Source organism: Streptococcus hyovaginalis DSM 12219, assembly GCF_000420785.1.
Classification (GTDB): domain Bacteria; phylum Bacillota; class Bacilli; order Lactobacillales; family Streptococcaceae; genus Streptococcus; species Streptococcus hyovaginalis.
This window is the reverse complement of record NZ_ATVP01000008.1, coordinates 41,726-61,904: the sequence shown is the minus strand read 5'-3', so window position 1 is coordinate 61,904 and position 20,179 is coordinate 41,726. Positions and strand designations below refer to the sequence as shown.

The 20,179-nt window shown below is 37.8% G+C and carries 30 protein-coding genes and 1 pseudogene; 3 read left to right on the top strand and 28 right to left on the bottom strand.

Annotation, left to right across the window (positions count from 1 at the left end; genetic code table 11):
* Positions 1–62: 62 nt before the first annotated feature.
* From G574_RS0107035 to G574_RS0106905, 25 genes and pseudogenes are all read right to left on the bottom strand, one after another.
* Complete coding sequence (locus tag G574_RS0107035) at positions 63–1,160, bottom strand: nucleotidyltransferase (RefSeq protein WP_029691570.1); 1,098 nt, start codon at positions 1,158–1,160, stop codon at positions 63–65.
* 11 nt (positions 1,161–1,171) lie between these two features.
* The gene (locus G574_RS0107030) at positions 1,172–1,915 is read right to left on the bottom strand and encodes a class I SAM-dependent DNA methyltransferase (protein WP_029691569.1); all 744 of its coding nucleotides are present in this window, start codon (positions 1,913–1,915) and stop codon (positions 1,172–1,174) included.
* 184 nt (positions 1,916–2,099) lie between these two features.
* Positions 2,100–2,453, bottom strand: a complete 354-nt coding sequence (rsfS, locus tag G574_RS0107025; RefSeq protein WP_029691568.1) for a ribosome silencing factor — start codon at positions 2,451–2,453, stop codon at positions 2,100–2,102.
* 7 nt (positions 2,454–2,460) lie between these two features.
* A complete protein-coding gene (gene yqeK / locus G574_RS0107020) occupies positions 2,461–3,054 on the bottom strand; it encodes a bis(5'-nucleosyl)-tetraphosphatase (symmetrical) YqeK (RefSeq protein ID WP_029691567.1) in 594 nt (197 codons plus the stop codon).
* Entirely contained in the window at positions 3,051–3,683 is a 633-nt protein-coding gene (locus G574_RS0107015) for a nicotinate-nucleotide adenylyltransferase (protein ID WP_029691566.1), read from the bottom strand. The genes yqeK and G574_RS0107015 overlap by 4 nt, the downstream gene beginning before the upstream one ends.
* Before the next feature lie 31 nt (positions 3,684–3,714).
* Positions 3,715–4,035 carry a ribosome assembly RNA-binding protein YhbY gene (gene yhbY / locus G574_RS0107010; RefSeq protein ID WP_017769972.1) on the bottom strand — a complete coding sequence of 107 codons (321 nt, stop codon included), beginning with the start codon at positions 4,033–4,035 and terminating at the stop codon, positions 3,715–3,717.
* A gap of 175 nt (positions 4,036–4,210) precedes the next feature.
* Positions 4,211–5,329 carry a ribosome biogenesis GTPase YqeH gene (yqeH, locus tag G574_RS0107005; RefSeq protein ID WP_029691565.1) on the bottom strand — a complete coding sequence of 373 codons (1,119 nt, stop codon included), beginning with the start codon at positions 5,327–5,329 and terminating at the stop codon, positions 4,211–4,213.
* On the bottom strand, positions 5,329–5,856 hold the full coding sequence (locus tag G574_RS0107000) for a YqeG family HAD IIIA-type phosphatase (protein WP_249341807.1): 528 nt from the start codon (positions 5,854–5,856) through the stop codon (positions 5,329–5,331). Before G574_RS0107000 ends, yqeH begins: the two co-directional genes overlap by 1 nt.
* Before the next feature lie 193 nt (positions 5,857–6,049).
* A complete protein-coding gene (locus tag G574_RS0106995; protein WP_029691563.1) occupies positions 6,050–6,472 on the bottom strand; it encodes a hypothetical protein in 423 nt (140 codons plus the stop codon).
* Between the two features lie 301 nt (positions 6,473–6,773).
* Positions 6,774–8,072 (bottom strand): PBSX family phage terminase large subunit, encoded by a 1,299-nt coding sequence (locus G574_RS0106990; RefSeq protein ID WP_029691562.1) that lies wholly within the window; start codon positions 8,070–8,072, stop codon positions 6,774–6,776.
* Positions 8,050–8,475 carry a helix-turn-helix domain-containing protein gene (locus G574_RS0106985; RefSeq protein ID WP_342664173.1) on the bottom strand — a complete coding sequence of 142 codons (426 nt, stop codon included), beginning with the start codon at positions 8,473–8,475 and terminating at the stop codon, positions 8,050–8,052. Before G574_RS0106985 ends, G574_RS0106990 begins: the two co-directional genes overlap by 23 nt.
* Entirely contained in the window at positions 8,463–8,723 is a 261-nt protein-coding gene (locus tag G574_RS0106980) for a hypothetical protein (protein ID WP_029691560.1), read from the bottom strand. Before G574_RS0106980 ends, G574_RS0106985 begins: the two co-directional genes overlap by 13 nt.
* Before the next feature lie 4 nt (positions 8,724–8,727).
* On the bottom strand, positions 8,728–8,973 hold the full coding sequence (locus G574_RS0106975; RefSeq protein WP_029691559.1) for a hypothetical protein: 246 nt from the start codon (positions 8,971–8,973) through the stop codon (positions 8,728–8,730).
* Positions 8,974–8,984: 11 nt separating this feature from the next.
* Positions 8,985–9,782: a hypothetical protein gene (locus G574_RS0106970; RefSeq protein WP_029691558.1), complete on the bottom strand. Its 798-nt coding sequence runs from the start codon at positions 9,780–9,782 to the stop codon at positions 8,985–8,987.
* 83 nt (positions 9,783–9,865) lie between these two features.
* Positions 9,866–10,021, bottom strand: coding sequence for a DUF2292 domain-containing protein (locus tag G574_RS11345; RefSeq protein ID WP_156828116.1), 156 nt, complete (start codon positions 10,019–10,021; stop codon positions 9,866–9,868).
* 26 nt (positions 10,022–10,047) lie between these two features.
* Positions 10,048–10,269, bottom strand: coding sequence for a hypothetical protein (locus G574_RS0106960; protein ID WP_029691557.1), 222 nt, complete (start codon positions 10,267–10,269; stop codon positions 10,048–10,050).
* Positions 10,270–10,282: 13 nt separating this feature from the next.
* Positions 10,283–10,597 (bottom strand): annotated as a pseudogene (locus G574_RS0106955) (hypothetical protein); the annotation flags it as partial.
* 12 nt (positions 10,598–10,609) lie between these two features.
* Positions 10,610–10,819, bottom strand: a complete 210-nt coding sequence (locus G574_RS10895; protein ID WP_037590662.1) for a hypothetical protein — start codon at positions 10,817–10,819, stop codon at positions 10,610–10,612.
* A gap of 321 nt (positions 10,820–11,140) precedes the next feature.
* Complete coding sequence (locus tag G574_RS0106945) at positions 11,141–12,748, bottom strand: hypothetical protein (protein WP_029691555.1); 1,608 nt, start codon at positions 12,746–12,748, stop codon at positions 11,141–11,143.
* A complete protein-coding gene (locus G574_RS0106940; protein WP_029691554.1) occupies positions 12,745–13,272 on the bottom strand; it encodes a hypothetical protein in 528 nt (175 codons plus the stop codon). Before G574_RS0106940 ends, G574_RS0106945 begins: the two co-directional genes overlap by 4 nt.
* The gene (locus G574_RS0106935; RefSeq protein WP_017768747.1) at positions 13,272–13,550 is read right to left on the bottom strand and encodes a hypothetical protein; all 279 of its coding nucleotides are present in this window, start codon (positions 13,548–13,550) and stop codon (positions 13,272–13,274) included. The genes G574_RS0106940 and G574_RS0106935 overlap by 1 nt, the downstream gene beginning before the upstream one ends.
* 191 nt (positions 13,551–13,741) lie before the next feature.
* On the bottom strand, positions 13,742–14,095 hold the full coding sequence (locus tag G574_RS0106925) for a hypothetical protein (RefSeq protein WP_245540405.1): 354 nt from the start codon (positions 14,093–14,095) through the stop codon (positions 13,742–13,744).
* Positions 14,096–14,098: 3 nt separating this feature from the next.
* The gene (locus tag G574_RS11655) at positions 14,099–14,248 is read right to left on the bottom strand and encodes a hypothetical protein (protein ID WP_169343464.1); all 150 of its coding nucleotides are present in this window, start codon (positions 14,246–14,248) and stop codon (positions 14,099–14,101) included.
* 244 nt (positions 14,249–14,492) lie between these two features.
* Complete coding sequence (locus tag G574_RS0106910; protein ID WP_029691550.1) at positions 14,493–14,900, bottom strand: hypothetical protein; 408 nt, start codon at positions 14,898–14,900, stop codon at positions 14,493–14,495.
* 14 nt (positions 14,901–14,914) lie between these two features.
* Entirely contained in the window at positions 14,915–15,103 is a 189-nt protein-coding gene (locus tag G574_RS0106905; RefSeq protein ID WP_029691549.1) for a hypothetical protein, read from the bottom strand.
* 160 nt (positions 15,104–15,263) lie between these two features.
* Between G574_RS0106905 and G574_RS11120 the strand changes: the two genes are divergently transcribed.
* Both G574_RS11120 and G574_RS0106895 read left to right on the top strand, forming a co-directional pair.
* Positions 15,264–15,740: a helix-turn-helix domain-containing protein gene (locus G574_RS11120; protein WP_051130548.1), complete on the top strand. Its 477-nt coding sequence runs from the start codon at positions 15,264–15,266 to the stop codon at positions 15,738–15,740.
* On the top strand, positions 15,727–16,257 hold the full coding sequence (locus G574_RS0106895) for a hypothetical protein (RefSeq protein WP_029691547.1): 531 nt from the start codon (positions 15,727–15,729) through the stop codon (positions 16,255–16,257). The genes G574_RS11120 and G574_RS0106895 overlap by 14 nt, the downstream gene beginning before the upstream one ends.
* A 454-nt stretch (positions 16,258–16,711) precedes the next feature.
* Here G574_RS0106895 and G574_RS0106885 read toward each other — a convergent pair whose 3' ends face one another.
* Positions 16,712–16,975 (bottom strand): type II toxin-antitoxin system RelE family toxin, encoded by a 264-nt coding sequence (locus tag G574_RS0106885; RefSeq protein WP_029691546.1) that lies wholly within the window; start codon positions 16,973–16,975, stop codon positions 16,712–16,714.
* 1 nt (position 16,976) lies between these two features.
* Positions 16,977–17,198, bottom strand: coding sequence for a type II toxin-antitoxin system RelB family antitoxin (gene relB / locus G574_RS0106880; protein ID WP_029691545.1), 222 nt, complete (start codon positions 17,196–17,198; stop codon positions 16,977–16,979).
* A 437-nt stretch (positions 17,199–17,635) separates the two neighbouring features.
* Here relB and G574_RS0106875 point away from each other — a divergent pair, with 437 nt between their 5' ends.
* Entirely contained in the window at positions 17,636–18,796 is a 1,161-nt protein-coding gene (locus tag G574_RS0106875) for a tyrosine-type recombinase/integrase (protein WP_029691544.1), read from the top strand.
* A 392-nt stretch (positions 18,797–19,188) separates the two neighbouring features.
* Here the strand turns inward: G574_RS0106875 and G574_RS0106870 are convergent, their stop codons facing one another.
* Positions 19,189–19,884, bottom strand: coding sequence for a hypothetical protein (locus tag G574_RS0106870; RefSeq protein ID WP_029691543.1), 696 nt, complete (start codon positions 19,882–19,884; stop codon positions 19,189–19,191).
* Positions 19,885–20,179 lie beyond the last annotated feature (295 nt).

Below are 20,179 nucleotides of genomic sequence, written 5' to 3'. Positions count from 1 at the left end.
AAGGACCAATGACCTTATTATTATAGCACTTTGGCAAGCTTTCGTAAAATGTCACTATAATACTAACGTGTTTTTATCCTCAAAGGAATGCATCCTAAATTCTGCTCCTTGAGTTCTGGATGCCCTAGCTGATAAATAGCATCTGCTCTTTGAGTGGTTTCATCCCAAGCATCCTTGCCGATACGACTGATGATTTCCACAGATTTTTTCACACGTTTTAAATGTTCTTGCCCTTTTTGGGAAAATCCTAACAGTCGAACGGCTTCAGGAATTGGTTTTTCCACAGCATTGACTAAAATGTATGTTAAGACTCGTCTAACCCTAGCTTTCGTAAACCGTTTGGTAGCTACTTTATCCACAAGGTCTTCAAGTGAGAAAGCTGAATGGATAGCTGATTGTATCCGATTAGCCAATTCCTCATTGACTTGAAAGACTCTGGTCAGATCAGAATGCGTGAGAGCCTGGTATTTTAACAACTGAAAATAGTTATCCCAAGACACTTGTGGACAAGCCTGTAACAAGTCATAATTAGGCACAGACTTTTCCACAAAGGCAGGGTCATTTCTGTGCAGACGAATGGCAGTTGCTGAGGAAATCGTTTCATCCTTACTTTCTGAGTGGAAACCAGCACCTAAGCGCTTAATAGGCTGTAATTTGATCTTTCTGACTGCACAAGCCTTAGCATAAGCCAGACCTAAAATATGATTTGGCGTATTGCCAGAAAAAGAAATACCTGTAAAATGCTCCCACATGTCTTGACTTTTTTGAGGATAGGAAAGGTGATCAGGCAAGCTGGCTAGATAATCCTCCATGGCAGCTTGCTTGGTCGCATAGGTCTCAGCCATCTGATTATAGTCGATCGTTCTTTCTGTTCCAAAGGTCAATTGGTTAACGCCCAACTTTGCGAGAATCGCAACCGCACCGTCAGCGAAATAGTCGGCAGACTGGACAGAAACGAGAAAAGGGAGCTCAACCACAAGGTCGGCACCATTTTCCAAGGCCATCTGTGCCCTAGTCCACTTATCCACAAAAGCAGGCTCCCCACGCTGCATAAAATTACCAGACATGGCAACAATTTTAAGCCCTTCCGCTTGCTCTAAAAGGTGTTTATGCCCATTGTGGAAGGGGTTGAATTCAGCGATGATTCCTGTGATTGTCATCATAACCTCACTTATTTTTGTGCGACAAAAAACCATCTTTTACTTGTCTCATTTGGCTCTTTATCTTCAAAATCTGCGTATAGTTTGAAGGATTTAAACCCTGCCTGCTCTAAAAGAATATCATAGGTTAAGATTTCATATGTGCGTTCTTCATGGACTTCGTCAAAGCGTGTGAAGCGACCGTCCTCATCTTGGATAAAGAAGGTTAACTCGTGGACAACTGAGTGTGGCGCATCATCTTCAAAAGAGTCCCAAACCATGGCAAAATCTTCAGCATTTTCATGATATGAATAACCTGGGAAAACCTCATCAATTTGATAAGTTGAGTGGACATCAAAAATGAAAACACCATCTTCTTCTAAACTGTCATAAACTTGTTTGAAGACATCTCCAACTTCAACCTCATCCTGCATATAACAGATAGAATCTGAATAACAGGTTACAAAGTCGAATTTACCAGCTCTTGATAAATCTAGCATATTGCCTTGTTGGAAGGTAATCTGTTGCTTGGCTGATTTGGCACGCTTTTGGGCAATATCTAGCATTTCTTGACTCAAATCTAATCCTGTTACATCAAATCCAGCTTGTGAAAAACGAACAGATTGAATCCCCGTTCCACAAGCTAATTCTAGCAATTTTTTGCGACGGTTTGATTTTGGTAAATGACGGAGCGAAAAATCCGTCCACAAATCGTAAAGAGAGTCATCCATGATAGCATCATATACCGATGCAAATTTTTCGTAATTTTTGTTCATGATACAAAGTGCGGCCGTAGACAAAGACACAGCAAAAAATGGGAGATTGACACAGTTTCCTTGAACACAAGGCAATCTCTCTTTTTTGCACCGTCTTTAACGTGTGTTCAAATGAACATACCCCTTTGACCGCCTTCCTTTCTGTCAATTCTCAAAAACCTTGCCTGAAAGCAAGGTCTAAATATTATGCAAGGTATTCTGCGACATCCACTTGAGGAGCTTCATGCCAGAGTTTTTCAAGATTGTAATGGAAACGTTCATCTTCAGAGAAGATATGTACAACGACATCGTTGAGGTCAAGAAGAACCCAACCTGTCTTACTGTCGCCTTCAATGTGACTAGGATCTCCACCAGCTTCTTTAACTTTTTCGCGAATATTATCTGCAATGGCCTCTAATTGGCGGCTATTTGTTGAGCTAACAATGACGAAATAATCTGTCACACTAGTCAATCCTGCTAAATCAAGGGCAAGGATGTCTTCGCCACGTTTTTCATCAGCTGCCTTGACAACTAATTCGAGTAATTCTGTTTTGTTCATTCCTTAATTAATCTTCCTTCATGTACTTAACAAAACTATTGTAAGTTTCGATGGTTTTTGGGTAAATGGGCTGTGCTTTTTGAGCCAGAAAGGCTATGGTATTAATCGTCTCGTAAGCTACTGCCTGATTGAGATCCTGCTGTGCAATTTCTCGTGCTTTAGTAACAAGTGGGAAATCACGGTTATGTTCAATGTAATCTGCCACATAAACAATCTTATCTAGAGTCGTCATTTCTGCAGCACCGATAGTGTGGATTTCAATAGCACGTAATATCTCTGAATCAGTTAAAGCAAGCTCTTCTTGGATTTTATATCTACCAACCACACCATGCCAGACATTGTTATTCCATTTTTTTAAATCAGGATCGAGCTTATATTTGTCAATCAAGTCTAGAAATTCTTGGTCTGAACTCTCCTTAGCATAATCGTGTAGTAGCCCTGCTAGCCCTGCTTTGATTTGATCGTAACCATTTAAGCGAGCTAGCTCAATAGCCGCCTGCTCAACGCCTAAAACATGCCTAAAGCGCTTTGGACTCATGACAGACTGCAATTTTCCTAATAATTGCTCCCGATTATACTTTGTATAAGATTGGTAGCTCATTTGTACAAACCAGCCTTCTTAATATAGTTCAAAACGGGTTGAGGCACCATAAAATTGGGTGTTCTGCCTTTTTTGATAAAATCACGAACGCTAGTCGATGAAATATCCATCATCGGCACATCAACCCAGATAACAGGATAGGAGGTTCCAGCCTTGTACTTAGGGCGTTGAACGCCGACAAATTGAACCATTTCAATCAATTCGTCGATACGATGCCATTTGGGAAGGTATTCCACCATATCAGCACCAATAATGAAGTAATAATCAGTATCTGGATTAGCCTCTGTCAGCAACTTCATCGTGTCATAAGTGTAACTAATACCTTTACGATCAAGTTCAATCGTTTCAATATCCAACCCTTCAACACCATTAATAGCTAATAAAAGCATATTTAAACGATGTTTCTCATCGATGGTATCTTTTTTATCAACATGTGGAGGTTCAAATTCAGGCATGAGAAAAACCTGATCCAAACCCAATTGCTGGCGGACCTGATCAGCGACAACTAGGTGGGCATTATGTACAGGGTTGAAATTTCCCCCTAAAATACCCACCTGCTTACGGTCAGTTTCTTTTTTTTCTTCTTCTAGCTCCACTTTAGTAAAGGGAGTTAAGAGCTCAATAGCCATGACGACTCCTTATAACAAACCTATAACCAAACTAGTGTGATTTCATTGTTTTAACTTTTTGAGATAATTTTCGATTCTCTTTCTTAGCCGATTCCTTATAAAGGATCAAGATACGGCCAATCTTAAGAACGGTGTCACAGCCAATTTCGTCTTCTAGTATTTCTGCGACATCATGAATGTCTTCATCTGTATTTTGCAAGAGAGTCACCTTTATCAACTCACGCGCATCAAGAGCATTTCGGACACTGGTTTTGATCTGATCGTTTAGTCCGTTTTTACCAATCTGAACAATGGGTTTAAGACTATGTGCTTCTGATTTGAGAAAAGCACGTTGTTTACTTGTTAATGACATAATGACCTTATTCTGAGTATCGAAATATGTGGTAATTCCTATCTATCTGAAAAGTAGTCACCTTTCTTGTTATAGCCAAGGTTTACCCAAAATACTCAGTTAAAATCAGCACCTAGCTGATTCTAGTTTCCTTTCTATTGATCTCGAAAATAGACTGTTATTTTAAAATGACAAACTAAATCAGTGCTTTACGAATCATGACTGACACACCTTCTGGCGCCCAAGCAGCGACAACTACTGGATTAGCATCATCGGCATTCACACGCACCCAACCAAGACCTGAGAATACAATATCCATTTTGTCTTTGATGGTAAATTCATGACGTACCAATTTCGGAAAATCTAACTTTTCCTTTTCAGAAGGTGGGGTTAACAGACTCCCAACATGCTTATCATAAAAAGCATCTGCTCCGTCTAATTTCGTCCGATGTAAGTCTAGGTTGTTATCAAAATAAGCTGTAAAACCTTGTTTTTGCCCTGAAACAAAGTCAAAACGACCTAAGCCTCCTAAAAAGAGGGTTTGACGAGGATTTAACTGATAGGTCTTGGGCTTGATTTCCTTTTTAGGACTGACATACTTGAGGTTCCTGGCGGTAAGGTAGTGTGCCATCTGATGACGATGAATGATTCCTGGCGTGTCAAAAATATAGGAGCCATCATCTAATGGAATCTCTATCTTATCCAAGGTTGTCCCTGGAAAACGCGATGTTGTAATCACATCTTTATCACCCGTTATTTCCTGGATGATAGCATTAATGAGTGTCGATTTGCCAACATTGGTCACCCCAACAACATAGACATCTCGACCTCTGCGGTGAGCTTCTATGGTATCAATTAAGTCACGGATAGCAATCTTATTTTGCGCGCTAGTCAAGACAGTTGCCACCGGGCGAAAGCCTTCTTCGTGGGCACGTTCAGTCAACCACTGTGTCACTTTACTATCTCTAACCGATTTGGGAAGAATATCTTTTTTATTGCCAACCAGTAAAATCTCATTACCTGAAGTAAAGCGTGGAAGCCCCGGAATAACCGAACCATTGAAGTCGAAGACATCAACGACATTGACAACTAGAGCATCGCTATCACCAACTTCGTGGAGTAATTTCAGAAAATCATCATCTGAGATATTAACATCGACAATTTCATTGTAATGGCGTAGTCTAAAACAACGCTGACAATAAAGCTCTCCCGTCTCCAATCCTTTTTCTAAGGCACTTTGAGGAGTATAGCCTGCTTTGTCTTTTTCCTGAGTTTGAATTTTGGCACCACAGCCAATACACACTAGTTCTTCCATTAAATTCCTTTTTGATAAATGATTTTTCCGTATTTTTTTTCTAACTTAGCCCAGACACGGCGTTCACGCGCCCGGTTAATTTTTGTATTCCATGCATCAGACGATACAATTGGTTTGACCAAAATAGAACGGATGCCAGCGCGATGAGCTGCTCTGATATCAGTCATCAACTGATCCCCGACCATGACCACTTCTGATTTGTCAAATCCATAACGCCCAATGGCGATATTAATCCCACGTGTAAAAGGTTTCAAAGCGCGACTAACAAAGTCTACACCAAAACGCTCCACCGCTTGTTTAACGCGCGCATGATTATTATTCGAAACAACGACGACAGGAATATCTGCTTGTGTCATTTCATCCAACCAAGCTCTTAACTCATCGGTTCCGTCAGGATTATTCCAAGCAATTAAAGTATTATCTAAATCTACTAGGACTGCACGAATACCTTGACGAATCAAGTCATCCGCTCTTAAATCATAAACTGCCTCAACAACATAGTCAGGCCTGTAATCTTCAATAGCCAATCTATTCTCCAAAAAAATAATATTACTCTTTATTATAGCACGCTACAAAAATATAGTAAAATAGACAACGCTAAAACCTATATATTCAGTATTTTAACACTTTTACCCTTAAATATGCATGATTATAAAATAATCAAAGGGTAACTAAAAGTATAACTAAAAATGACGAGTTCAGCAGGCAAGAGATAAGCACCTAGGCGGGTGCTTTTTCTGTTTGGTTAAGCACTTCATCAAGAGCATTCATAGCTTGCCTCTTCTCTCTGAAAAATTTTGACTGACCAATATCTAGTTTGTCCTGCGCTTCAGTCAACGTTTGACTATTGATTATGGTGATCAATACTAGAACAAGTTTCATGTCTTTAACCGCATAAACGTATTCAAGCAATCTCTGGCGCTTCTCATGCAATAGCTCAACCTGTTTAACTAGATAGTTAGAACTATCTATATATGCCACTGTTTTAGCTTCCTGTACGTTTGTTTTGCTAGTCAGCACTCTTGTATCAGAATAGCCGTGAGAACCACCTAATAGGCTTAAAGTCGCTTGTCGTTCCTCTTCTAAGTCTCTGATAAACTTTGGAATAGTCTGTAACTCTTTGATTAGCTGTTTAGCGTCCATTTAATGCCCTCCAAACCTTTGAATATACTGATATTATAACATTTTAAAGCACTCAAAAAGACAAAAATAAAAAACATAGGTGACCCACCGCCTCCACAGCAAACTGCTTCATGGGCGTTAGACCACCTATACTTCTTTGGCAGAGAAACCGCGCTCCAGTGGGTGCTCGACCTCCCTACCTTTAATTTAATTATACATCAAAATAGCTGCAACATCAACAAAAAGAGGGTTTCCCCTCTCTATCCATCTATGCCAAGGAGGCCGACAATAAAACATCCCCACCCTCTGCCTACCTATGGTGCTAATAAATTCCAAACCCTGCTTCTACAAATATATCGAATTGACTGCTAGCTTCTCTTTTCTCAATATGAAAATCTTCCAAACTATATCTGAGTGCGTCTATAATATGATTATTTTTATCAATTGGTTCATTCAACCAATTTCCCTCTTTGTCCTGTTTGAAAGTATAAGTATTAAATTCTTCAATCGTATGTTCGCAAGAAGGATGAATATAAACTTTGAATCCTTGGATAAACTGTATCCCTTGCATGATCGATCCTTTACCTTTTAGGCTAGCAGATAGTCTTCTGATTCCCTTGCTTCTAATTTCAGTAATCAAACGCTGTTCAGCACTATCTGCAATAATTCTAGCATTCTGCATACCCTTTTTATAAATCATTGAAATAATGTCATCTGTCAACATCGCTTTCTGATAATGCTCGTTATACAACCAAAGTTCTCGATTGCGTAAGTCAACCGCTACACATATAAGAGTTGTTGGGTCTTGTGTAAAACCAAAGTCCATACCAGCGGTTGTTTCTCCAACCCGTTGGATAACTTCTTGTATATCAAAGTCACGAGTTTCAAAGTTTTCAAAGACAAGCCCTTCTGCCACTCCCCATTCACCATCACAAACGATTCTAGCTCGTCTAGGATTTGTTACATATAATTCTTCATAACGTTGTTTATCATCATCATCAAGCCACTCATTGACTCTAAAAGTTGTTGTTTGGGTAAAACAATCTGACCGTCTTGTATCTTCATCAAAGAAAGCACGTTTTAGCCAATGGTGTTCATTCCACGGGTTAAAAGTTACAGTGACCTGCTTGAAAAAGTCAGAGACTTCCAAGCTACCACGGATAGATTCGACGACTGTAGAAAACTTGTCCTCTGTCTCAATTTGATAAGCCTCTTCAAACCAAGCCCAACAAAGACTTCCGACATCGACGGTAATAGAGGTTATTTTTAGTTCATCATCTAAACCACGAAACAGAATTTTTTGCCCAGTTTTCTTAACGGTAATTTCTGGTAAACTTTCATTAAACTTAAAAAGATGGGTAACTTTTAATCGATTACATGCCCACTTAAAATCGGTATAGGTTGATTGCTTATTAGTGTTTGAATATCTGCGGACAACTAATAAATTCGCCCATTCATATTTCAGTAATCTAACTATAAAATTAAGGGCGGTAGTCTTAGATTTTTTAGACCCACGGCTACCTTTTACCACTCTATAAAAATGTTTATCACCCCAAAAAGCCCCGTAACCTTCTCCAACTATAGTTGGCAAATCAACTTTAATCTGGGATGTTGTCTTCATTCGCAAACACCACCGTTCCAGTATGTTCAATTTCCTGTCTGTCAGACCATTCTTGCTTACGATTTTTCAACCAAAATATTTGTGCTGTTGTGTTAGGTTTGCTGTATTTCTTAACCGTCACCACCTCGCCTTGATTAGTTACGGTCTCCTCTTCGTAAGTAAAGCCTATTGCTGACTTATAAAGAGCGTTCTCAACTCGTCTATCTGCAACTTCTTTATTTACTTTTAAGGCCTCGGAAAATTCGGGATATTTTTTTATCCAAGTGTACAAAGTATCAGGATTAATTCCAATATTGTAAGCGATATCATTATTGGTCAAACCATCCTGTGCCCAACCAGCTACAATATCTAACTTCTCATTTGTTAGCCATTCTTTATATTTTCCTTTTGCTATTTTGACCACCTCTCTAAATCTTCTCTAGTCAATAGTTCTGTACTCAAAGCAATGTCCAGGTTTTTTTCTGGGAACGTCAAGAATGCTTTGGCACAAGAACGTTTTATATCATCATCTTCAGCTACCAGCATAAAAGCAATCAAGTTTCTCAAATAAAATTCTCTAGCCTCATCTTTAGTGGGTTCATCAGAAAAATCTTCGCTCTCATTTTCTGTAACTGTATATTCAAGAAAATCAAACTGTACTCTATTAAGCATGACATCACCCCAATTCTCTTTCTACCACTTCATCAATCATTTGATATAACTCTGCTACGCCAGAATGTCCTTTAACGGCTTCACGTTTACGGATTTCATTAATTAGGTGAGTTATTGTTGTTCTAACCCTAGATGAGAAATACATATCATCTGGAAATTCTCCGTTAACAGCTATCCTAAACAACAAATGTTCTAAGCTTGTAAAGTGAGCTTTTTTCAAATACAAATTTAAGTACTCTCTACTAAGCATAGGCAATCACCTTAGACCAATGTCTTTTCTGATTTTGCTCTACGTTCATTATCTCCAGCTAGGAAAAGTTTGCCATCTAAATTCCGCAAGAGGTCAGACAGATATGTGCTTGCATATGGTTCTGGCATGTTCACTTGTCCTACTCTAATATAATTAACACCTCTATTTTTGACACTTTCCAAGGGGTGATGAATAGGGGTTACACCTTTTTCAGAATTTAATAAATCTAATACGGCAATATGATAGTGGAATTGTTTAGCAATTTTTTGTCGCATTTCATCACTATTATTACGGGATAAGATCATATCGATATAATGAAATTCACTAGGCGAGATAGAATCGGGTGTCATTTCATCTTCTAATTTCTTCCACGCTGTTTGAGCCGATTCCACTTCAATCTCCTGGATATTGATGCCTAAATTATATTGAGCATCTCCAATCTCAATCAGATCCTTTTCAACTTTCTTACGTTCAACACGGTATAAGTCTGCTTTTCCTCGTTCAGTATAGCGTTCATCAGCTTCCAACTCTTTTACAAAATCATTAAAGCTATCAACATGCTCACGAGCTTTGACTTTCAGACCGTCTAATTCCTCTTGATATGACTTAACCTTGTAATCAAATAAAGCTGTTCCGTATTTCTCTATGAAGATACGCTCCATTTGTTCCTGCTTATCTTCTTCGGTAACCACGGTTTTTGGATCCTCATTTGAATCAGCAGAAGCCATCTTATTTTTTACCCATTCTTCAGTAGCTTTCTCTACTTTGGTCATAATGTCAGCATAAGTCTTATTAGTTGGTGTGTACATAAAACTTCCTTTCTTATTAATGCAAAAAGAGGCATACCCAAAAAGCAATTAAGCTAATTGAATATGCCTCTAGTCGTCTTGATCTAGTCAGCTTGGTCAATCCGTTCATCTTCAATCTTACGAATATGAACAATTTTTCCATCTTGAATTTTTAAAGTCACCTCCCCATAATCTGGAAGTTCCTTTGGTTCTATTTTACCGCCGTTTAAATAATAAATCAACCCCTCTTTTAGTTGCATGACCACGTTTTAACCCTCCTCAATCGTCATAATTCGTCGTTTTCTACAGCACGAGCTATCTTCTTCAACCTATCCGACTTGTCAAAGTAACCCTCATAAGTCACAAAGACACCATAACCAGTACCGTGTATTTCCACTACGTCCACTTCGCATGGCCATAGCGTGCCTATAAAGTAACCTAGAATAGCCAACTTAATATCTTGTGCCGTTGGTTGAAAGAGTGTGCTATACGTCCAGTAATACTTCATTCAGTAGCTCCTATTCTTGAAACAGAGTGTCAAGTTCTTCATCCGTCATATCTTCAGGTTGATGATAGTAACCCTTGAAACTATCGCAGATACGTTTGAAAATATAGTTTAACTTCTTATCTTCGGCGTACCCAATAACCAACCTATTAAAACCATCACCTTGATAAGTCACTTCTATAACAGGTTGTTCATAAGTACCTGTCATATAACCCATTACCGCATGACCTGCCACTTGTGCCGTGTCAAAGTCTTTAAACGTATAAGTAAACAAAAATGATTTTGGTTTGTCTGAAAATGTTTTGAATGGTTTTAAGTCTGTGTTTGTCATAATATATTTCTCCTAGTTGTGATATGTTGGTACTGGATTGAAAACGCCATTGATTTCCCGATAAACGATAACCGCCGTTAGAGAACAATTAATCGTTTCATAATCTCCATATGTTCCTTCTGTGAGCTTCACATCTACCACGTTAGCGGTAGCCATAAAATTATTTATTTCTTCTTCAAACTCTGTCAGTGAGCCTCTTTGATAAAATATCTTGATTTTCATGCTTTCTCCTTAAATTTTGAAAAGGTAACGAGGTATAATTCTAGGTAACGAGGTGGTAAATAGGTACCTAATTACCTTAAAACCTTATTATATCAACGTTTATTGATACTTTTTCAGTCGGTAACTGGGGTAACTAGATTTTTCTATAGGGATATAAGGGAAGAAAAAAACACTTTATGTTTTTTTTAACTACACAATCCATAGTAAAACCACGTTACCCTGGTTACCTAGTTACCTCATCGTCTATAAACCTTTTCATATCAACCGTTTAGTGATTTTGGCAAATTTAATTAAACCTAGTTACCATCTAGTTACCTCAAGTTACCCTTGCTTAATTTGGTTAAAAATACCTTCTAGAGAGATATTTCGATCTGGTTCTTCTTCAATTCCTTGCTTGGCATTATTGAACCTTTTATGATTAACAATCCGATAAGCTTGTTTTGGCTTGCCATTAATTTTCTTTTTAAAGCCTTCAACACCAATAGCTTTAAAATCATCTCCGACTTTTTTGTCATTTTTCCCATATGCTTGCCCTCTCAAAAATTCCATCGTATCATCTTTGAGAACAAACTCATTAAATTCAAGGGCTTCGATCAAATAAAGCAGATAGTCATTCAGCTCAATTTCATTCTTAAGTTCAACGTCTCTAAACTCAAACTGACAACCTTGTTTTTTGAAGTATTCCATTGAAGCAATTAGAAATCCTATAGAGCCCTCAATGTTTGGTGACTTATCGGGGTTGGTAAATGCCTCCCAATAGGGAGCGAATATTTTTTGTCTCTCCAAATCGGTTTCTCCTTTCGGTCTGTCTTGATATTGGATCAGCACCTTACGTCCGTTCATTTCATCAGATAGCAAAACTTTCTTGTTTGTATCAATGCATAGGACACTGGTTAGGTCAATTAAGCCATAATTTTGACCAACCAACCTTGATAGGTGCGTTTTTTCAGTGGCAATAATTTTTAGGACACGTTCCATCTTGTCGCCCATAATATCCCCTTGCTCAGTCGCAAGAGCCATTTCACCACCAGCAAACATTGCCCAAGCGTTACTTGCCTCAAAAGCACCACCCGTTAGGTTATCCAACTCTACATCTACCTTATTGAATAGTCCAGATAGAGCGATATGTCTTAACCCTTTACCTGTTCTAATGTCTGATTTTGAAATGAAGAAATTAAGTTTAGGGTATAGTCCACTAGCCACTTGAGCGATATAATAAGCTTGAAGCTGGGCATTGTGGTAGCTATCGTTATCAGCGATAACGTACTTTAGAAATTTAATAGCCATCTCTACACTTTCGGTAGCTTTGTTAAATGAAACATCATAGTATTTGAAATAGGAACTATGGTTGTCCTCTGAAATTCTAGTCAGTGTATGTTTCTTTAAATCAATGACAAAATCTTGACCTAAAATTTTGTGGGGTTCTAATTTCCGCTTAGCTTGCACATGCAAGGTTTTATGAATCCCCTCAAGAATTTCAAGGACGTACTCCCCTTCATTTTTGAAGTTATATAATTTCCGGATGGTGTAGTCATCTAAAACCACCACTTGCTTATCATTAACATCATAAAGCTTACTGTTATAGAAAGTCAGTCGTCCTAACAAATAGTCAATCACCAACTTAGCAAAAGGTGAAACACCTGTCCCACTGGTAACTTGAAGCCGTGACGTTTTCTTTTGCTTATTTTCAACAATCTTTAGATCAGCAGAAATAAATTTATAAACCTTGCCACTGATTTCCGTCGTGTACATCACTTCACTTTCAGGGATAAACGCTTCGTGATTTTTATAATGAACCTTGTTAAAATCATCTAATAGAACCAACTGGTGGATCTGTTTCTTATAATCGGCTTTCATCTTGGATTTACCAAAAACCGCCTCTTTCCAATCAGTGTTGACTAAAGTTTTTAATTGGTCAGTTATTGTCAAGCACTTGCCCCCTCTCTATAATACCTGCTCACTTCATTAAGCAAAAACTCGTTTAATTTGGTTGTCCTTAATGCCGTCGTTAAATACAGATACACTTTTTCTTGAGGAACTCCTGCTCGGTAACATTGTCTGACAAAGCTGATAATCTCATCTTTGGTACTGATCCCATAACAGAAAGCAATGTCTATGATTCCTGTAAGTGATAAGCCATGGTTATCTTTTTCTGCTCTCACGGTTGCAATTTGCAAGGCATTGACAAAATCCAGTACCTGCCCACCGAGATAAGTTGGTGTCATATCACGGACTAATTGCCAGTTGCTGGCTAAATAATGATCTAGCCTATCTTCGTCACTAACTGAAATTTGAATACCGTTTTTACCAAGGTTTTCAAAATGACAATCGGTCGGTTCAAAATAGGTCATGATACAATAGCCCTGTTTATAGAGCAGCCGTGTCTCCACGCCATCTAACCCCTTGAAATCTTTTACCCACTCGGGAGCAATCATAATATCGATATATCGCATTAGCTCACCTCCAGGAATGCTAGCACATCAGAAATCTTGAAGAACACCTTTCTAGTCCCCTCTACGGGTGGAATATAAGGCTTCAAACCATTGTCTCGCCATAATTTAATGGTTTGATAAGTAACCTTGAGTTCCTCTTCCAATTCCTTTTGAGAAATAAGTCCTGTCTGCCTTGGTTTGATACGCTTATCCTTTGCCATACGCTCTGCCAATTCTATCAAACGTGAAGCTGTATCACGTTCAAGAGATAAAATCAGTTCGTCTGTTTTACTTGTCATCTAATCCCTCCCTTGCATTTGTATTACTGCCCCATACCTTGTTAGGTAAGCAGGCTCAGAATGGTTGTTACGATTAGTAACCCCCTTTGTAGGCTCTATTTTGCTCGGTGTCTTTACGAGTTGATAAAACACCCAAGCTAGAATCAGGAGCAGAATGACATAGCCTCTAGGGCTTAAATTAAGTTCTTGGATCATAGTTGTATGTTTCCTTCCGCTGGTAAGTCGTTTAAAGTTCTATAAATAATATCTGTTACAACCTGAAAACCTAAATCATGCCACGCCTCTTCAAAACTCTTGGCTGATTTTCTATTTTTTGTTGTAAAATTCGCCATAACATTAGCCACAATTACCCACGCATTATGTTGACCAAAACGTTCTGTCAAAAATGCTTCAGCTTCTGTTTTGCTTTCAGCTCTTAAACGATACTCTTCCCTTTTTTGAGGTGACAAGTTAAGGTTGCTGCCAAACATACTAATAACATTCCCATGAGGTGTTCCTGTTCTCATTCTTTTTACTCCATTTTCTTCATAAATTTCTACAGTCATCTTCTATCCCCTCTTTGCTAAGTGATTGACGATCAGTAAACGCTGTTCCTGATCCGTCATTTCTAAATAATTTTCTTTTTCTGCTTCTGTCATGACTGACAAAACATAATCAGCAATTTCATTTAATTCTTCAATCATTCTTGTTATTGCCATTTGGTCACTCCTGCTAGGTATTTTCGCCTGACTTTACTGTACATGGATTCTTACACCGCTACAGTTTTCACTGTCTAAGTTGGCGAACGGTGTGTTAGGATTTTCGCCCTCTTGTCTGGAAAATATGTTATAATAGTGTTAAATAAAAATTACTAAGCCCCATACTTGCCTGTATTCGGTTTGTAATTATTTTCTGCTAAAAGACTTTCATGAATTGGCGTTCGGAAGTCTTTTTTTGTTGTCATTAACCATAGATTTCATTAAATTCCTTGAAGTATCTATCAGGAATCGCATCCATCGCCTCTTGTTGTAATTGCATAGCTTTTAGCTTATTAGTGTCACTAGCTGTCTCTTTGGCCATGATCTCACGAGCCACGACAACTTGAATGTAGTATTCTTCAAGCTTAAGCTTGCGCCCTTCGGTGATTTCTGCCTCCTCTTCCTCCTTGATCTTGAGAAATACAAAATTAGTAATCTCACCATTTTCGAGTGAGTAAGAAATGTTTTTTCGTGTTTTCCACGTTCCCAAACGGTGCTTGATTTTATCATCAGACCAATCTGGTAGTCGCTCCCTCAATAAATCCATAGTGACAAGACCATTGTCATCATAAATCTGGTAAAGCAATTCTTGCGTAAATGGTGTTTGTGCCATACGACACCTCCTTTCTATAGATCCTCAACCAGCCAATTCATAACTGACTGATAAATTCGCTTCGGTGCGTCATAGTTGCCTGCTTCGATTTTGGCGAGAGTACGAGTTGTTATTTTTAATTTCTTAGACAAAGCAACTTTACCTAAATTATCAACTGCTCGCTTTTTACGGACTTTAATAGCCATAGCATTGTCAATTAGCATTAACTTACCTCACTTTCTAAAGCGCATTTTTATTGCGCTCCAAATATATTTTGTATTTTAGCGCACTTTAAATGCGCTGTCAAGTGTTTAATGAAAATTATTTTTTTAACGCGCACAATTAAGGCGCTAACTATGTTATAATCACCTCAAGGACAATGCTATGAATAGATTAAAAGAACTTAGAGAAAAAGATAATAAGACCCAATCAGAACTGGCAACTGCTATTAAGGAAAAATTTTCTAACGAAAATGAACCCTACAGTGTATCTAGACGCACTCTTCAATACTGGGAAAGTGGCGAGCGAGAAATAAATAAGAAAAACGCCCAAAAACTCGCTGAATATTTTGGAGTTGATGTCGCTTACTTACTTGGTTATCAAGAGGAACGTTACTTATTCAAAGATACTGTTACTGACGAACCTGTATCAGAAATCCAAAGTCTGTATGATGAACTTAATAATGATAATCAGGATAAACTGCTAGACTATGGACATTTACTGCTACGAGATCAGCAGAAAACCAAATTTGATAATATCAGTGATGAATCCATTAAAAAAGTACGTTCATCTGGAAACGAAGCGCAACAAAGAATTATGGATAGAATTGAAAATCAAAGGAGAAAAAATGAAAAAAGATAAACTAACCATTGCTAAAGCTATTTTTGCTATTGTTATTGCACTTGTCATCTACAATTTCCTAAATGGTATTTTTGATGGATCTGACTCAATAAAAGAAGAGAAAACTGAACAGACTACTACCAAAAAATCAAGCTCAAGCGAGGAAAGCAGCTCTCCTTCCTCTTCTACCGAAGAAGAACTGCCAAGAATCACAGCCGAACAAATGCCTGATTTTATTGAATACTTACAAAATGATTTAACAGAAAAAGGGCTAGATATTAGCTTATATTCTTTTACTAATAAAGATAACGCTTTATATATGACCGTTCCGAATGATTACAAATATTACGAAAAAAATGAGTTACAAAAGTTTGCGGACGGAATTCAAGCAAAAGAACACGAAGCCTTCAACGTTTGGTCTGCAATGAATGGCGTAGATTACAACCTTCCGCCTATGCTTTTTATAAAGACTGAAGATGGAGAATCTCTAGCTTCTCAAACAGCCTTTTCAGGAAAAATGGAATTAAAAATTGATTAGTTAATATCAACCTCATTCTTCCGAAACAAAAGCCCCGCCAAAATGACGGGAAGGGAAAGGATTAACAGTGATTTACCAGCATTCATACTCTGTTTACTAGTTTATCTATGGATCAGTAAAGACAACTAACCATAATTAAAGCGAAACGCTCTCAGAATCGCTCTCTCTGCACTGCTCCTGTCGTCCAAATTTTGGACAAGTTGCGACTAAGTAGAGGGCTGATGACCCCAAATCTGACAACGTTGTCAGATTTGGTAATTGTTTAGCAACCGTCATCATTCGCTATCTCAGCATAGAAAAACAGCCCTTACTAATAGTAATGTCTGTTGCGTATTTTCAAGTCACGTCATACTTTCAAAGTATAGCGTGGACGGTTAAAACGACCTCAGGAAAAGAGGTATTCTCATAGTTCTCTCAACATAGAAAAAAAGCTAGCACCGTGATAGTGTTAGCTTTATTTGTATATATTATTACGATGACCAACTTCAAGTGCTAAAATAATCATCTTATCATCTTGAATATCACAAATTAAACGGTAATTACCGATACGGTATCGCCATTCTCCAGAATGGTTTCCTGTCAAACCTTTTCCATGTTGTCTAGGATTATTCGTCTGATCCAAATTCTTATCAATCCAAGAAAAGAGAAGTTTTTGGATTGACCTATCTAGCTTTTTAATCTGCTTTTGAGCCTTTTTTGAATACTCTACTTGATACATACTAGAATCCTAATGACTTCTTAAAATCAGCGTGAGACATTGTTTCAGTATCCTCTAGGTACTCAGCCTTGGCTTGTTTATAGATATTCAAATCGTGAGCGTCCTCTATTTCCTCCGCCAATGATCGCTTGAATAAGGTTGATAGACTAACACCTTGCATGCTAGCGTAGCTTTTAAATAACGCTTCTTCGTCTTGATTCAATCGAACAGAAATTGTTGCCATAACGTAGCCTCCTTTTGTATTACATTGTAACACATTTTGTTTAAAAAAGATAATACTATGCTACGATTTCAAAACACTAATATATGATATTCATGTCTAACATACTGTTAAATGATACTAAGATATTAAAATCAAGTATTTTCGTTTGACTTATCTACTATTCTGTTCGATAATAATTGTAATAGGAATTGTTCAATGCGAACACCAAAACCCCAAGGAATGCCAGTTCCAAGGGGCTTTTTTTGTAGTGTTTAGGCTAGCAAAATGCTATTTGTCCTTAGTGTCTAACCACCTCCCACAAGCTCATATAAGACCCATACAGACGTTTTGAAGCAGGGTTATCTATTTACATTCTCAACTGCTTATGCTATCGTATAGGTGTTAAATATCCAATTCTAGACCCATACTTGCCTGTTGATGTTAGAAAAGGATATAACATGACAATAACCGAATACAAAAAGAAAAATGGTGAGCTGGTTTACCGTTCCAATATCTATCTTGGAATTGACCGAGTAACTGGAAAGAAAGTTAGGACGACCATTACAGCTCCTACTAAGAAACTTCTTAAAACAAAAGCTAGACAAGCTATCGCTGACTTTGAAGCTAACGGCCATACCATTAAACCTAAGCTAGTTGTGAAAACCTACGGTGAGTTGGCTCAGTTATGGTGGGATAGTTACAAGCATACCGTCAAGCCAAACACTAGCTGTATGATGGAAAGCTTTGTTAGAAATCATCTGCTTTCTGTCTTTGCTGATTATCCTTTGGATAAGATGACTACTCCAATGATCCAAATGCAAGTCAACGAGTGGGCTTCTAAGGCTAACAAAGGGGCGACTGGGGCATTTCAACGTTATGGATTATTGTGTTCTCTAAATAGGAGAATACTCCAATACGGCGTGACTTTGGAACTCTTATCATTCAATCCAGCTAAAAATATTGTGTTGCCTCGTAAGACAAGGGTAAAGGCAAAAGATAAAATCAAACACCTAGATCAAGATAACCTCAAGGCTTTCTTGACTTATCTATCACGGTTAGAGCCAACCTATCAGCATATGTTTGAAATCATGCTGTATAAAACGCTCTTAGCAACTGGTTGCCGCATTAGTGAACTGTTGGCGCTAGAATGGTCAGACATTGATTTTGACGAGGCTCAGATTAGCATTACAAAGACTTTGAACAGGTATCGTACTGTTAATAGCCCTAAATCAAAATCAAGCATACGTGTTATAGATATTGACCAAGCAACACTTAAAATGCTTAAAAGCTATCGTCAGCAACAACGTCTCGAAGCCGGTTACCAGCCTAAGATTGTTTTTTCACCTATTACAGACACTTATGCCAAGGTTGCTAGTCTCAGACAACGTCTTGAACGTCACTTCAGACTGGCTGGTGTTGAAAATGTAGGCTTCCATGGATTTAGACATACACATGCTAGCTTGCTTCTCAATGCTGGTATTCCCTATAAAGAATTGCAACACCGATTAGGTCATAATAATATTTCAACCACTATGGATATATACGGCCATCTTTCAGAAATGAATAAAAAATCAGCTGTTTCATTCTTCGAAAATGCCATAAATGAATTGAAAGTATAACTAAAAGGGTAACTAAAAAGAAAAAGGCGGTCTAGGTCACTACCCTAAACCGCTATTTTATAGGCTTTTCAGCCACTTTTTATTCCAAATATAATATTACTCTTTATTATAGCACATTTTGAAGGCTTTGAAAAAATTGCACTCATCTTTTTGAGAAGTCATTTTTACGATATCAAAAGAATACTAAACTTCTAAGCTCTATATAAAGTCATTAGAGGTGGTCATTGCTCCTATTAAAAAAGTTAGCAACCTCATCAATGAGGAATTGATGGCGAATGGCTACCACACAGAGGGTACATAAAGAGGACAAAAGCATCTGTCTAGCTTCTGCCCTGTTCTCATATGAAAAAAGCTAACTCCAGTCATCGCATGACAATAGAGTTAGCTTTATATTATTTTTCTTTACTATCTACATTGACAAATTGTAAATCCGACTCAGAAATCTTAACTGTTATTTTTTCATCAAAATTTAAATTGAGAATGTTCTCCAATGCTTCCTCAGAATATTTAGCAACCTTTTCACGCTTATCTTTTTGAGACATAATCTTTTTGGAAGTCGCCTCTAAAGCATCTGTACTTTTCTGAGTTAAAAACTCTTGACTTTTCTTATTTGAGGTAACCAAGTCAACAGCTTTATCAACAACACCAGATTTGGTATCTTTTATTACTACATTACCGACTTGCTGCGAATCAACATTAACTGTCAAAGGACGCTTAAATGTTAATGTATTATCTTTGATATTAACATCTGTTTTTGAAAGGTCTTTTAATTCCAATTTAAACTCGGTTTTTACTGGAATTTCTAAATTTAGCTCTCTGTTAACAAAAACTTTTTGGATTGACTCAGTCCACTTTGGCCAATCTTTCATTGCTTTTGACTCAAACGTTTTATGCGCCTTCGTTTCAATCCCTGCATCAGCAACAACTAGCTGACTTTGCTTAGAGAAACGTTTGATAACAAATTGATCTTCTTGCTCAACTTTCCCATTTTGGCGTTGAATAACATAAAATACACCAGCAGCGATTACGACCAGTAAAGCAACAATCCAAATTAGCTTATTCAAAAAACTTTTGACTAAAAACTTCATCACTGTTCCTCCTAAAATGCATAACTATTATATATATTGCTGTCAAGCGCTTTCTGACTATTTTTTGACAACTTTTTTCCTTTCCTCCTTAACTTAGGGTATGTAATTTTTGGGGAGCAAAAAAGAAGGAGGTTCCCTCCTTTCAAAACGTAGACAAGCTACATTTAGGGAAATTAAACTTAGTAGCTCTCCATAAACAAGTGAGCAAAGTGAGCCCTAGGTCGGGACTTTCCGATGTGATGAAAACGCTAGAAACGTTTTCGTTTCTAGCGTTCGGAGCTATTAGAACTAAAAA